Genomic DNA, 13,968 nt, shown 5'->3' on the forward strand with positions numbered 1-13,968 from the left:
ATAGCTTCTCATGGTTTAACATATCAGCACCATCCTTTACCTATTATAGAGGATAGCCTGATTATACCATCTTTTCAAATTGAGTTACTTGCGCAACGCTGTTACCCACTTAATTTAGCGAGGCGCCACTTTTTAGGATGCGATGACCAGCGGAAAGTATTTGGACGCTTTTTCCGTTTGCGAGCGAGTAGCGTAACCGGCCTTATTTTTGTTTCCGAGAATGGAGGATGCGGCATGACAAACATGAAGACGACGAAAGCAGCTTCAACCGAGGGACGTTTAGCGTAAAAGCTAAACAGTGTTTGGCAAAGGTGAGTGCCCAGTAATTTCGAAAACTTTATGGCTGGAACAGCAGCACAAAGCAGCACTACGCAGCACTACGCAGCACTACGCAACAGCAAATTGCAGCATTGCAAGGCACTCGGAAGCCGGAGGATTTGGATTGAATAAAAGCGGTCCGTATCAATGCCTCGTGTTTTAAAATTGAACAAGTACATACTTCCCGCTTTCAAAAGAAGGTGCCGCGGATGCGTTTCTAACATGAAACACGTCCGCGGCACCTTCTTCCGTCTCCCGTACCTGGTAGCGCGAGTGAAGTTAATGAAGTTGTTTTTGCTGAAACTATGTGATTGCAGACTTTTCAACTTTGTTTAACGTTGTCGTTCCGAAAAACGTGCCAGGTACGGAAAAAAGAAGTCGCCCGCAAATTTAGCATAAATTTGTGGGTGACTTCTTTTCCATGTCCTTAAAAGGCTCCCTGCATAACCCCCAGGAACGCCTCGGCAGCGCTGGTCAGCGGGAGATGGCGGCTGTGAATCAGGCAGAGATCCGTGGACGGGACCGGTTCCCCGGTCGCCAGAATCACCAGAGACTCTGGGGCGCTTTGCATGGCCATCTTCGGGACAAAGCCAATCCCGACCCCGCTGGCGATCATGTCGACAATGAGGTCCACGCTGCCGAACTCAAATTCCGGCTCCAGGTGGATCTGATGACGCGCCAAAAAGTCGTCCAGCAGCCGCCGGGTAGTTGAGTTCTTTTCAAGGGTAACGAGTGGGTGCTCGGCCAGCTCAGAAAGGCTCAGTGACCGCCCAATCAGCCCGTGGGTCTCAGCGTAATCCCCAGAGGAAATCCAAACATTCTCCTCTGAAGCCAGCCTCAGGTAGACCAGGTCCTTGTCCTCCAGGGCGCCGGTGTGATTCACGAGGGCCAGGTCCAAGGCGCCTTCCCGAACGCGAGACTTCGATACCGGAGATGGCCGGTTCTGGATCGACAGCCGGATGTTGGGATATTTCCGGTGAAAGGCTTGCAGCGGCGTCATCAAAATATACCGGGACAGCGTATCGCTGGCCCCAATCTGCAGATGCCCGCGATCCAGCCCCTGCAGCCTGAGCAGCTCCTTTTCGCCCTTCTCAATGCTCTTGATGGCCTGGCTGACGAAGTCGAAGAGGGTCTCGCCCGCGGCCGTTAACGAAACGGTGCGCCCCTTCCGGTAAAACAGCGGCATCCCCAGGGCGGTCTCCAGCTGCCGGATGGACTGACTGACCGAAGACTGTGTGACGAAGAGGACTTCCGAGGCCCGGGTAAAGCTCTCGTGAAGGGCCGCGTAGTAGAAGACATTATAAAGATCCATGGAGTTCATACATTAGCGCTCCTTATGATTTTGATTACTATAATTAATTATTATTATAAATGATCTGATGATACAATCAAGAAGAATCGAGAACAATCAACGGGGTACGAATGTAAATAGTCGTGAATGCGGGGTGTTGGGGCGGGAACCATCGGCAGAAAAATCTTTAAAAAGAGGGTTCTGCCGATGGTCCCCCAACCCCCAACCCATTATCAACACCATTGTCGTCATAAGGAAGCTCCGGCGCGTGCCGGATATGATCAACATAACCAACAAGGAGGCAAATCATGCAAGGTGTGAGAAAGTTTGTCCGAAAAATCGAGGCGCTGGACGTAGAGAGCGCTGGGCTCACCGGCCAGATCAGGGACTTTTTGAAGATTGGCGCGGTGAAAAAGGCGGAGGTTTACAACGGTTACGACATCTTTGGCCTGGAGCCTGAAGAAGTGGCGCAGGCTGTGCAGCACGTGTTTTCCGAGCCCAATGTGGACCTGGTCAGCGACGTTTGGATGCCGGAAGCGGAGGAGACGGCGTTTGCCTTCCGTTTGCTGCCGGGGCAGTATGACCAGCGGTCGGATTCAGCAGTGCAGCTGCTGACCATTCTGAAGCTGGGGCAGGATCCTCATGTGGTTTCCTTTAAGGCGGTGCGCCTGAAGAGCGAGCGGCCGCTGACTGAGGAAGAGGTCCAGGGGATTAAGCGCTTCCTGATCAACCCGGTGGAGGCTATGGAAATTTCGCTGGTTGAGCTTTGCCCGGCAGAGGTGGTTCAGCCGGACGCGCCGCCTGTCGAGGTACTCGAAGGGTTTAGAGCGCTGACGGAGGACGCGCTGGATGGGTTCCTCGCGTCACACGGCCTCGCCATGTCCAGTGAAGATCTGGCGATGGTTCAGGCCTATTTCAAGAACACAGCCGGCCGGGATCCAAAGATGACAGAGCTCAAGGTTCTGGATACTTACTGGTCGGATCACTGCCGTCACACGACGTTTATGACCGAACTGAAGGATATTGACTTCTCCGAGGCGACCTATGGCCCGCTTCTGGAAGCTTATGATAAATACAGACAAAAGCGCGCGGACATTGCGACTTCAAAACCCGAGTCCCTCATGGATCTGGCGACTATTCAAGCCCGATGGCTGCGAAAGCAAGGCGGCCTTGTGGATGTTGAGGTGTCAGATGAGATCAACGCAGCGACGTTTATGGTGGACGCGGCCTTTGAAAACGGCGAGACCAAGCCTTACTTAGTCATGTTCAAGAACGAGACCCACAACCACCCTACGGAAATCGAGCCTTTTGGCGGTGCGGCGACCTGTCTGGGCGGCGCGATCCGGGATCCGCTTTCAGGCCGCAGCTATGTCTATCAGGGCATGCGCATCACCGGCTCCGGGGATCCAACGGAGAGTCTTGAAAAAACTTTGCCTGGCAAGCTGCCTCAACGGGTCATCACCCGGGGCGCGGCGAAGGGCTTTTCTTCCTACGGCAACCAGATTGGCCTGCCTGCGGGCTATATTCGCGAGTACTACCATGAGGGCTTCAAGGCGAAGCGCATGGAGGTAGGCGCAGTTATTGGCGCGGCACCGGCGGAAAACGTGAAGCGATTGCAGCCTGCGGTCGGCGACAAAGTCCTCCTCATAGGCGGCAAGACGGGCATCGACGGCCTTGGGGGCGCGACGGGTTCTTCTAAAGAGCACGACGAGTCCAGCCTGGCGACCTGCGCGTCTGAAGTTCAGCGCGGCAACGCGCCGGAGGAGCGCAAGCTTCAAAGGCTCTTCAGTACGGCGGACTTCGCAAAGCGCATCAAGAAATCGAATGACTTTGGCGCCGGCGGTGTGTCGGTGGCCGTTGGCGAGCTGGCGGACAGCCTCGATATCCAGCTGGACGCGGTGAAGACGAAATATCCGGGTCTTGGTGCTATAGAGCTGGCGATCTCAGAGTCTCAGGAGCGCATGGCGGTGGTCGTGGATCCTGCGGATGTGGAAGCTATTGTGGCTTTGGCGGCGGCAGAAAACCTGGACGCTTATGAAATTGCTCAGGTGACGGATTCCGGTAAACTTCGCATGTTCCTGAAGGGCGACGTCGTTCTGGAACTGGACCGCGACTTTATCGAATCCAGCGGTGCAAGCAGAAGCCAGGTCATCAAGGTGACTGAGGTACCGGGGGCTAAGACTGGAGAAGGCTCAGCGGAAGCTGAGGACAAGGTCGTCGCTACTGCGGAAGAGGCGGAGGCGGCCCTTTTGGCGGCAGTCACAGATTTAAACGGGGCGTCTCAAATTGGCCTCGTCGAGAATTTTGACAATACAGTTGGAGCATATTCCATTCTGATGCCGTTTGGCGGCGTGCGCCAGATGTCGCCGTCCATGTCTATGGTGGCCAAGCTGCCATCCGCTGATGGAACGTCGTTGACGGGTACAGTGATGAGCGCGGGCTATGCGTTGAAGGCGCTGGAACGGGATCCGTTTGTGGGCGGTGCAATGTCCGTGGCTGAAGCGGTGGCAAAAACAGTGCTCACAGGAGCGAAGCTGGAACGCATTCACCTGTCCTGCCAGGAATATTTTGAGCGGCTGGGGTCAGACCCGCTGAAGTGGCAGAAGCCTTTCAAGGCTTTGTTGGGCGCTTTGTACGCTATGGACGCCTTTGGTCTTGGGGCCATAGGCGGCAAGGACTCCATGTCCGGCACCTTTAAAGATCTGAATGTGCCGCCGACGCTGATTGCCTTTGCGGCAGCACCGGTGGATGTGAAAAATGTCGTCTCCACAGACTTCAAAGCCGAGGGCAGCACGGTTTACATGGCGGATGTGGCCAGAGACGCGGCGGGACTACCGGACCTCGCGGCCTATGCTGCAAGGCTGAAAGAAGCTCAGGCGCTGATTGAGCACGGTGTCGTGCTGTCGGCTTCTGTCGTGGAAGAGGGCGGCGTGCTTGAAAACCTGTTTAAGATGGGTGTCGGCAATGGCCTTGGTGTGAAGCTTTCATCAAAAGAATTGCCTAAGGCGGGCTTTGGCGCTCTGATCCTGGAAATTGACCTGGCCAGCGCGGATGTCATGCCTGAGCAGTGGCTGATGCTAGGCGAGACACAAAGTGCTTACCGCATCAACGCCCAGGGCGGCGGTGTGGATCTTAAGAAGATTGAGACGGCGTGGCTGGAGCCGCTGGACAGCGTGTTCCCGCGCTGCAAGCCTTATGCGGATTCACCACTTGCGGCAGAAGTGCCACCTGCCGGTAAGAAAAAAGAGAAACGGGCTGTGCTGTTTGGGGAAGAACGACCATCGGCGAACATCCTCAGGGGTGTGAAGCCTAGAGTGTTCATCCCGGCGTTCCCGGGGACGAATTGTGAGATCGACACGGCGCGGGCCTTTGAACGGGCCGGGGCAGAGGCCGAAGTGATCATCTTCAGGAACCGGAACCTGGCGGACGTGGAAGCATCTATTGAAGCCTATGTCAGGGCTATAGAAAAAGCGCAGATGATCGCGCTGCCGGGGGGCTTCAGCGCCGGGGACGAGCCGGACGGGTCCGGCAAGTTCATCAGCTCGGTGTTCAAGAACGCTGGAATCAAAGAGGCGACTATGGCGCTGCTGAAGCAGCGGGACGGCCTGATGCTGGGGATCTGCAACGGGTTCCAGGCGCTGATCAAGCTGGGGCTGCTGCCTTACGGCGAGATTCGGGACCTTGGGCCTGAGGATCCAACAGTGACGTACAATCAGTGCGGCAAGCACATTTCCAAAATGGTGCAGATCGAAGTGGTGTCGAAGATGTCGCCGTGGCTGGCGCGAGTGTCTGAGGGCGTACGTTACAATGTGCCTTTGTCACACGGTGAAGGTCGTTTCTTTGCCAGCGAGGCGCAGTACGAGGCGCTGCTGGCGGCGGGCCAGGTGGCGACGGTCTATTCCAGGGGGCATAACCTCAACGGGTCGGCTTTTGGGGTCGAGGGGCTTGTGAGCCCGGATGGCCGCGTGCTCGGCAAGATGGGCCACTCTGAGCGGATGACGTCTCACACCTATTTGAATGTGCCGGGCCAGTATGACATGGAGATTTTTGAGGCCGGCGTGGATTACTTCAATAAATAGAGCTCTTTCTATGGGCAGATCAGGCGGTTCAGGATTGGAAGACGCGATGTAGTGAGGTCGTAGTCATTTGCTGAAGGAACCGCTTTATTTGCTGAAATGGTCTTGATTAGACCGTGGATGTGGGGTAGAATAAAGGTAAATCAAGAACGTTAATGTCGATATAACAATAAAATGTTCGTGTTTTGGGAGGATGTTTAATGAAAGTTGCAATTATCATGGGAAGCAAATCAGATCTTGAAGTTGTGTCAAAGGCAGCGGAAGCCCTTGAGCAGTTTGGGATTGAAGCTGAAATGAGAGTCATGTCAGCGCACCGTACGCCGAATGAAGTCATGAGCTTTGTTGCAAAAGCTGAAGAGAATGGTTTTGAGGCTATCATTGCTGCTGCAGGAAAAGCGGCGCATTTGCCGGGTGTGATCGCGGCGTTCACAGTGCTTCCGGTCATTGGACTTCCCATCAAGAGCAGCTTTATGGATGGGTTTGACTCGCTGCTGTCCATAGTTCAGATGCCTTCCGGCATTCCGGTGGCGACAGTGGCAGTCAACGGCGGCGACAACGCGGGTATTCTCGCGGCGCAGATCGTCAGCGTCAAGTATCCGGAGGTGCGTGAGCGCCTGAAGGCCTTCCGCGAGAAGATGCGACAGGATGTCGTGGCGGCGGATGCGTCCATTCAGGGGCTTCGCAAGTAAGGCGAGGGCGTTTGAAACGGTGTGTTTGGATCCGTATGAACCGACAAGTGTATTTTGATGAAAAGCGAACATTGTATAGAAATAACTAAGAAAATATGAGGTTTTGGAGGGCGATCCTCCAAATTGAGCGAAATGTTCCTTTTGACGGAACGGTGACAGGCACTGAGTTCGAGTTGGTGCCTGTCACCAACTCAAATTCAGTGCCTGTCACCAACCTCAACTTTGTACCAGACACTCTTAATGAAATTTTAATCTCTTAGAGGAGGATTTGTTTAAATGGAAAAGCGTGAAATGTTATACGAAGGTAAGGCAAAGCGCGTTTATAAAACAGATGACGAAAGACTCTACATTATCGAGTTCAAGGATGACGCAACCGCGTTTGACGGCAAGAAAAAAGGGACCATTCACGACAAGGGCATTTTGAACAACAAGATCAGTGAAGGCCTCTACACTATGCTGGAAGCAGAAGGCATCCCGACTCACTTCGTCAAGCGCCTCAGCGATCGCGACGTCCTCGTTAAAGCCGTCAAGATCATGCCGCTGGAAGTACTCGTCAGAAACATAGCGGCTGGTTCACTCACCAAGAGACTTGGCATTCCTGAAGGAAAGCAGCTGCCATTCACAATTCTTGAGTTCTGCTTGAAAGATGATTCCCTCGGCGATCCGCAGATCAACGAAGACCACATCCAAGCCATGGAACTGGCAACCCTCGATCAAGTGGCTCAAATTAAAAAATACGCCCTCAAAATCAACGACCTCCTCAGCGCTTTCTTCAAAGCCAGAGGCATTACCCTCGTCGACTTCAAACTTGAATTTGGCCTCTACGGCGACCAAGTCATTCTCGCTGACGAAATTTCTCCTGACACTTGCCGTCTCTGGGACGCTGCAACAGGCGAAAAACTTGACAAAGACCGCTTTAGACGCGACCTCGGCAACATTGAAGAAGCTTACCAGGAAATCCTCAAGCGCCTTGACAACTAATCCGTCAATCCGTTAATCCGTTAACTCATTAACCCATTAAGAGATTTAACAAACTGCCGACTTAAGCGAGCTGGATAGCAGGATAGAAGGAAAAAGGACAGGAGCGCTGGAAAATGTGTGAAATGAAGTGGGACAAGCTGGGTGAAGAGTGCGGGGTCATCGGCCTCTACACGAGCGACGCAGATCACATTGCGTCCATGGCCTGCTATGGGCTCATCGCGCTGCAGCACCGCGGCCAGGAAAGCGCGGGCATCGCGGTGAAAAACGACAGCATCAAATACTATAAGGACATGGGCCTGGTCCAGGAGGTCTTTTCCAACGAGACCCTGGCGAAACTCCATGGCACTGCCGCCGTTGGCCACGTCCGCTATTCGACGACGGGAGACTCCAACGTCGCCAATGCCCAGCCTCTGGTGGTCAAGTACCGCGGCGGGTCCATTGCTCTCGCCCACAACGGGAACCTGGTCAATATAGGCACCATCCGCGACCGCCTCGAGGACGACGGCGCCATTTTTCAGACCTCCATTGACTCAGAAGTCATAGCGGCCCTGATCGCCCGGAACTTCAAGCTTGGCCTGAAGGAAGGCCTGACCGACGCGCTCAAGCAGCTCCAGGGCTCCTTCGCCCTCACCATTCTCTTCGAGGACAAGCTCATTGGCGTTCGCGACACCAACGGCCTCCGCCCCCTCATCTTAGGGCAGTTAGCCGATGGTGGCTACGTCCTGGCCTCCGAATCCTGCGCACTGGATGTCCTAAGCGCCACTCCGATCCGGGACGTGGAGCCCGGCGAAGTCATCATGATTGACGACAAAGGCATCGAAAGCTTTCAGTTCGCGCCTGCCGCAAGACGCGCCGTCTGCGCTTTCGAATATGTTTACTTCGCCAGACCGGACAGCACCATTGACGGCGTCAACGTCTACATGTCCCGCCGCAACGCCGGACGCACCCTAGCCATTGAGCACCCCATTGAAGCGGATGTGGTCATAGGCGTGCCGGACTCCGGGACCAGCGGTGCCATAGGGTACTCAGAAGCCTCCGGCATTCCGCTGGGCATAGGCCTCATCAAGAACAAATATCTGGGCAGAACCTTCATCCAGCCGGACCAGAAGATGCGCGAGCTCTCGGTCCACCTGAAGCTCAACGTCCTGAAGGAAAATATAGCTGGCAAACGCGTCGTCATGATTGACGACTCCATAGTCCGGGGCACCACCAGTAAGAAAATCGTCCAGATGCTGAGGGACGCAGGGGCCAAAGAGGTGCACATGCGCATCACGTCGCCGCCGGTGGCTTACCCGTGCTTTTACGGTATCGATACGCCGAGCCGACAGAACCTGGTCGGGGCTCAGATGACGGTTGAGGAAATTGGGAAACGCATTGGCGTTGACACACTGGGCTATTTGTCTCCTGAAGGACTTAAGAAAGCCATCGGCCTCAATGCCGCGCCGCTGCTTGACGCGGTGCCAAATCCAGAGGAACTTTCCGAAAGTGGGATCTGCCTGGCTTGCTTCAACGGCGATTACCCTACAGCGGTCCCCGAGTCCGCTGACAAATTCCAGTTCGAGAAACGATAAGGAGGAAGTGTGCCATGTCGCAGCCAGACGTTAAAGATAAAAATGAGACACAGGATTCAAAAGACCTGAAAAGAGACGCTTACAAGGCAGCGGGGGTAGACGTGGAAGAAGGCTACCGCGCCGTGGATCTGATGAAAAAATATGTGAAGACGACCCATGACAGCCGCGTAATAGGTGGCATTGGGGGCTTTGCCGGCATGATGACCCTGGGCGGAAAGTTTACCGAGCCGGTCCTCGTCGCCGGTACAGACGGCGTAGGCACCAAGCTGAAGCTGGCCTTTTCCCTGGACCGCCATGACACCGTGGGCATTGACCTGGTGGCTATGTGCGTCAACGACATTCTCTGTCAGGGCGCCCAGCCGCTGCTGTTCCTGGATTACATTGCTACGGGCAAGCTGAAGGCGGAGCAAGCCGCAGAAATCGTCAAAGGCGTCAGCAACGGCTGTCGTCAGGCGGGCGCTGCGCTGCTGGGCGGCGAGACTGCTGAAATGCCTGGCTTCTACGCCGAGGGCGAGTATGACCTCGCAGGCTTTGCTGTGGGTGTCGTTGAAAAAAGCGAGATTATCACCGGCGAGCGGATTGGAGAAGGGGACGTGGTCCTCGGCCTTCCATCCAGCGGTGCGCACTCCAATGGCTATTCCCTGCTCAGAAAGCTCTTCGCTGAGGAAATTGCTGCGCCTGAGGCGACGGACAGCGCGAAAGCCATCACAAAAATGCTCCTGGAGCCAACCCGCATTTATGCGCCGGAAGTCCGGGTGCTGATGCCGCGCTTTGACCTGAAGGGCATGTGCCACATCACCGGAGGCGGCTTCCAGGAAAACGTGCCGCGCATGCTGCCGGAAGGCCTTGGTGTTGCCATTGACACCGCTGCCTGGAAGCGTCCGGAAATTTTCAATCTCATCGAAGCCCGCGCGGGTCTGACCCCGGCTGAGCTCTTTGGGACTTTCAACATGGGCATTGGGTTCATGGTGGTACTCTCCGCTGAGAATGCGGCTCAGGCCCTCGAAGCCCTTGCTATAGAAGGTTACGAAGCATACAAGATCGGCGAGATTGTCAAGGTGTCTGCCGGCAAGGACCGCGTGATTTTATGATCAGCGCTTTTCAAGACAAAGAGGGTGGCCGATGGCTGCCTGACGGCACTTGGTCACCTGAAGGTATTCAGTCACCCAACTCCACCCTGGATTCAAACGTAACGGCGGGCGGCGCTCATTCCTCAGTGAATGAGCTGCCGCGGATCGCCGTTTTCGTGTCCGGTGGCGGGACCAATCTGCAGGCGCTGATTGACGCGGCGGAAGCCGGATCCGGCGACAGCGTAACGGAAGGGAAACGAGTGATTGAAAGGAACCGAGTGACTGAAAGGAACCATCGGCTAAACGCACTTATAGTACTGGTTATGGCAGACCGGCCGGGGTGCTATGCGCTGGACCGAGCCGCTAACCACGGGATTCGAGGGGAAATGATCGATCGAAAAGCAGGGTCGCCGGAAGAGCGCGAACAGAAAATCCTGGCGCTTCTGGAGGAGGTCGAGGCGGACGTGATTGTCCTGGCGGGATTCCTCGGGATCCTGGGTGCGGGCATAATTGAGAAGTACCGCGACCGGATTGTGAACGTTCATCCATCCTTGATTCCGAAATACTGCGGCAAGGGTTTTTACGGGCACCATGTCCATGAAGCGGTGCTTGCGGCTTGCGATACGGAGACCGGCGTCACTGTCCACCTGGTGGATGAGGGCGTGGATACCGGCCGGATCCTGATGCAAAGAAAGGTCCCGGTGTTGCCGGGGGATACGCCGGAATCGCTCTACGCCAGGCTGCAGCCTGTGGAGCATCAAACATTGGTCGAAGCGGTCGCAGCGCTGATCGCGGAGAAATTTGGGAGGTCAGAAGCATGAGAAGAGCTTTAATCAGCGTCAGTGACAAGCACGGCGTGGTCGAGCTGGGCATGCGCCTTGCGGCTATTGGTTATGAAATTCTGTCAACGGGCGGTACTTATAGAGTGCTTCAGGAGGCGGGCGTCAAAGCGACGGAAGTCAGCGAGGCGACGGGTTTTCCGGAGTGCTTCGACGGGCGCGTCAAAACGCTGCACCCGGCGGTTCATGGGGGGATCCTGGCTCGCCGTGATTCGGAGAAGCATCAGCGCGAGGCTATGAAGCTGGGCATTGAGATGATAGACCTCGTGGCGGTGAACCTGTATCCGTTCCGGGCGACGGTTCAGAAGCCGGATTCAACGTTGGAAGATATTATTGAAAACATAGATATTGGCGGGCCGACTATGCTGCGTTCTGCGGCAAAGAACTACAATGACGTGATCGTCCTGTGCGATCCTGCGGATTATGAGGCGGTGCTCGAGCCTTTGGAGCGCGGCGAAGCCATACCGATGGACGAGCGGGCGCGCCTGGCGCTGAAGGTGTTTGAGCACACCTCCCATTACGATGCCATGATCGCGTCGTTTTTGGCGAAAACCTTCCGGCCTGAGGGCTTTGGCCGCACCCTGACGCTGCCGTTTGATGTGGTTCAGCCTCTGCGTTACGGGGAGAACCCGCATCAGAACGCGTGGTTTTTGAAGGATGCGCTGCCGGCTTCCGGCGCGTCTACGGATTTTGTGCAGCTTCACGGGAAAGAGCTGTCTTTCAATAACTTAAATGACCTGGACGCGGCGGTTCGCATGGTGCGTGAGTTTGTGGAGCCGGCGGCTGTAGCGGTCAAGCATACGAACCCTTGTGGTGTTGCGGTGGGTCACGATTTGGCGACGGCTTATGTCAAAGCCCACGACGCGGATCCGGTGTCTATCTTTGGGGGCATTGTGGCTTTGAATCGCAAGGTCGATCGGGAGACGGCGCTGGAGATGTCGAAGACTTTCCTTGAGATTATTGTGGCGCCGGCGTTTTCCGAGGAGGCGTTAGAGGTTCTGAAGGCCAAGAAGAACATCCGGCTGCTGACGCTGCCTACGAACCAGACCTTTGAGGATGCTTATGACCTCAAGCGGATCGAGGGCGGCCTGCTGATCCAGCAGGTGGACTCTGAGCCGGCAGGCATGGAGCTCAAGGTCGTTACGGACCGCATCCCCACAGAAGATGAGATGCATGACCTGCGCTTTGCCTGGAGCATTTGCCGTCATGTGAAGTCGAATGCCATTGTGGTCGCCAAGGGCGGCGTGACTTTGGGCGTGGGCCCGGGGCAGACCAACCGCGTTGGGGCCGCTGAGATTGCTTTGAAGCAGGCAGGGGCTGGAGCAAAGGGCGGCGCGCTGGCGTCGGACGCGTTCTTCCCGTTTGCGGACTCGGTGGAATCCGCCGCGGCTGCCGGGATCTCTGCGATCATTCAGCCGGGGGGCTCCGTCAACGATGACAAGGTGATCGAGGCATGCAACCGGTATGGGATCGCGATGGTCTTTACGGATGTGAGACATTTCAAGCACTGATTTTGAGATGAATTGAATGATTGAATGAATGATTGATTGAATTGGATTGCTCAACAATTATACGACTATACCACCGGGAGGTAGGTTCATGCGGATCTTGGTAATTGGCAATGGCTCGAGAGAGCATGCTTTGGGCTGGAGGTTGTCGAAAAGTGACCATCGGCCAAGCCTTTTCTTTGCACCTGGGAATTTTGGAACAGCCCTGGTCGGGAAGAATGTGGCGATTGGCGTGTCAGAGGTGGAGGCGCTAAAGGCGTTTGCGCTGGAAGAAAAGATCGATTTGACCCTGGTGGGACCTGAGGTGCCGCTGGTGGCCGGCGTGGTCGACGCCTTCCGCGAGGCGGGGCTGGTCATTATTGGGCCGGACCGGGCGGGGGCGCAGCTGGAGGGCAGCAAGGCTTTTTCCAAAGAGTTCATGGTGAAGTACCGGATCCCGACTGCGGGGTATGGCGTGTTTACGGACGTGGAGGCTGCGAAGGCGGCGCTGCCCGGCTATGCGCTTCCGGTGGTGATTAAAGCCGATGGTCTCGCCGCCGGCAAAGGGGTCATCATTGCCCAGAGCTATGAAGAGGCTGAGAAGACTTTGTCGGAGATGATGCTGGAGGGCCGCTTTGGGGAATCTGGCCACACGGTGGTGCTGGAGGAGTTTCTGAAGGGCTTTGAGGCGTCGATTATTTGTCTGGTGGATGGCGAGACTATTTTGCCGCTGGAGACTGCTCAGGACTATAAGAAGATTTTTGACGCGGATCTCGGACCGAACACCGGCGGCATGGGGTCGTATTCGCCGAGTGCCTTTGTGGACGCGGCTTTGATGGCGGACATTGAGGCTCGGGTGCTTCAGCCGACTTTGAAGGGGCTGCAGGCAGAGGGCTTTGACTTCAGGGGGATAATATTTATTGGTCTTATGATCGATGAGTCCTGCCCGACTGGATTGGCGGACGGGATCAAGGTTCTGGAATACAATGTCCGTTTTGGTGATCCGGAGACGCAGTCTTTGATGGCGCGACTGGACAGCGATTTTGTGGATGTTTTGCTGGCGCTTCATGAGCGTAAGCTTAGTACGCTGCAATTGGCGTGGACGCCGAAGGCAGCCGTATCAGTGGTTCTAGCTTCTATGGGTTATCCGGATGATTTTGAGACGGGAGTAGAGCTCAATTTTCCAGGAACGCAGACCGAGTTTATGCCGGAGGTCACAGCGTTCTTTGGCGGCGCCGTTCTGAAGGATGGTAAAGCTGTGACTTCAGGCGGTCGCGTGGTCACGGTTACCGCAGTGGGTGACACCCTGGACAGCGCTCGTAAGAAGGCGTATCAGGGTGTGGAAATGATTCGGTTTGGGAATAAGTATTGCAGGAAAGATATTGCGAAGTTTTAGGGGATTTTTAATGGAAGTTGAAAGGCATGGTTAAAAGGAAGGATCGGTTGCCGGCGGCTAAAACGCCGCTTGCACCCGGTCATTCCTTTTTTCGGTTGGAAGTGGAGTGTAAATTTACACCATGCTCTGGCACCGAATTCAACTGAGTGTCAGTCACCAAGTTCAACTGAGTGCCTGTCACCCACTACAATTCTCAAACAATTTAGGGTTTGAAACTTATTTTAATCTGGGTGTGAACAAAGTAGTCGAT

At 55.4% G+C, this 13,968-nt stretch carries 9 protein-coding genes and 1 riboswitch; of the genes, 8 read left to right on the plus strand and 1 reads right to left on the minus strand.

From position 1 onward, the window contains the following. The first annotated feature begins 126 nt into the window (after positions 1 to 126). Positions 127 to 211: riboswitch (cyclic di-GMP riboswitch) on the plus strand. 534 nt (positions 212 to 745) lie between these two features. Continuing rightward, positions 746 to 1,639, minus strand: a complete 894-nt coding sequence (locus tag OEL90_RS14755; protein WP_291401502.1) for a LysR family transcriptional regulator — start codon at positions 1,637 to 1,639, stop codon at positions 746 to 748. Between the two features lie 278 nt (positions 1,640 to 1,917). Here OEL90_RS14755 and OEL90_RS14760 point away from each other — a divergent pair, with 278 nt between their 5' ends. The 8 genes from OEL90_RS14760 to purD all read left to right on the plus strand — a co-directional run bounded on the left by OEL90_RS14760 (position 1,918) and on the right by purD (position 13,718). Beyond that, positions 1,918 to 5,688 carry a phosphoribosylformylglycinamidine synthase gene (locus OEL90_RS14760; RefSeq protein WP_291401504.1) on the plus strand — a complete coding sequence of 1,257 codons (3,771 nt, stop codon included), beginning with the start codon at positions 1,918 to 1,920 and terminating at the stop codon, positions 5,686 to 5,688. A gap of 197 nt (positions 5,689 to 5,885) precedes the next feature. Then, positions 5,886 to 6,374 carry a 5-(carboxyamino)imidazole ribonucleotide mutase gene (purE, locus tag OEL90_RS14765; RefSeq protein ID WP_291401506.1) on the plus strand — a complete coding sequence of 163 codons (489 nt, stop codon included), beginning with the start codon at positions 5,886 to 5,888 and terminating at the stop codon, positions 6,372 to 6,374. A 276-nt stretch (positions 6,375 to 6,650) separates the two neighbouring features. Further along, positions 6,651 to 7,355 carry a phosphoribosylaminoimidazolesuccinocarboxamide synthase gene (gene purC, locus OEL90_RS14770; protein WP_291401508.1) on the plus strand — a complete coding sequence of 235 codons (705 nt, stop codon included), beginning with the start codon at positions 6,651 to 6,653 and terminating at the stop codon, positions 7,353 to 7,355. Between the two features lie 113 nt (positions 7,356 to 7,468). Next, complete coding sequence (purF, locus tag OEL90_RS14775; RefSeq protein ID WP_291401511.1) at positions 7,469 to 8,926, plus strand: amidophosphoribosyltransferase; 1,458 nt, start codon at positions 7,469 to 7,471, stop codon at positions 8,924 to 8,926. 14 nt (positions 8,927 to 8,940) lie between these two features. Beyond that, positions 8,941 to 10,017 carry a phosphoribosylformylglycinamidine cyclo-ligase gene (purM, locus tag OEL90_RS14780; RefSeq protein ID WP_291401513.1) on the plus strand — a complete coding sequence of 359 codons (1,077 nt, stop codon included), beginning with the start codon at positions 8,941 to 8,943 and terminating at the stop codon, positions 10,015 to 10,017. Then, positions 10,014 to 10,817 carry a phosphoribosylglycinamide formyltransferase gene (gene purN, locus OEL90_RS14785; RefSeq protein ID WP_291401515.1) on the plus strand — a complete coding sequence of 268 codons (804 nt, stop codon included), beginning with the start codon at positions 10,014 to 10,016 and terminating at the stop codon, positions 10,815 to 10,817. Before purM ends, purN begins: the two co-directional genes overlap by 4 nt. Beyond that, positions 10,814 to 12,346 (plus strand): bifunctional phosphoribosylaminoimidazolecarboxamide formyltransferase/IMP cyclohydrolase, encoded by a 1,533-nt coding sequence (gene purH, locus OEL90_RS14790; protein ID WP_291401517.1) that lies wholly within the window; start codon positions 10,814 to 10,816, stop codon positions 12,344 to 12,346. The genes purN and purH overlap by 4 nt, the downstream gene beginning before the upstream one ends. Before the next feature lie 88 nt (positions 12,347 to 12,434). Next, positions 12,435 to 13,718: a phosphoribosylamine--glycine ligase gene (gene purD, locus OEL90_RS14795; RefSeq protein WP_291401519.1), complete on the plus strand. Its 1,284-nt coding sequence runs from the start codon at positions 12,435 to 12,437 to the stop codon at positions 13,716 to 13,718. Positions 13,719 to 13,968 lie beyond the last annotated feature (250 nt).

It is taken from the genome of Acidaminobacter sp. (assembly GCF_030247605.1).
In the GTDB taxonomy this organism is placed as follows: domain Bacteria; phylum Bacillota; class Clostridia; order Peptostreptococcales; family Acidaminobacteraceae; genus Acidaminobacter.

What these genes read in the sequence shown, in the direction of transcription:
- purH (WP_291401517.1), top strand. Translation starts at nt 10,814, where the DNA reads ATGAGAAGAGCTTTAATCAGCGTCAGTGACAAGCACGGCGTGGTCGAG.
- purD (WP_291401519.1), top strand. Translation starts at nt 12,435, where the DNA reads ATGCGGATCTTGGTAATTGGCAATGGCTCGAGAGAGCATGCTTTGGGC.
- purN (WP_291401515.1), top strand. Translation starts at nt 10,014, where the DNA reads ATGATCAGCGCTTTTCAAGACAAAGAGGGTGGCCGATGGCTGCCTGAC.
- purM (WP_291401513.1), top strand. Translation starts at nt 8,941, where the DNA reads ATGTCGCAGCCAGACGTTAAAGATAAAAATGAGACACAGGATTCAAAA.
- OEL90_RS14760 (WP_291401504.1), top strand. Translation starts at nt 1,918, where the DNA reads ATGCAAGGTGTGAGAAAGTTTGTCCGAAAAATCGAGGCGCTGGACGTA.
- OEL90_RS14755 (WP_291401502.1), bottom strand. Translation starts at nt 1,639, where the DNA reads ATGAACTCCATGGATCTTTATAATGTCTTCTACTACGCGGCCCTTCAC.
- purF (WP_291401511.1), top strand. Translation starts at nt 7,469, where the DNA reads ATGTGTGAAATGAAGTGGGACAAGCTGGGTGAAGAGTGCGGGGTCATC.
- purE (WP_291401506.1), top strand. Translation starts at nt 5,886, where the DNA reads ATGAAAGTTGCAATTATCATGGGAAGCAAATCAGATCTTGAAGTTGTG.
- purC (WP_291401508.1), top strand. Translation starts at nt 6,651, where the DNA reads ATGGAAAAGCGTGAAATGTTATACGAAGGTAAGGCAAAGCGCGTTTAT.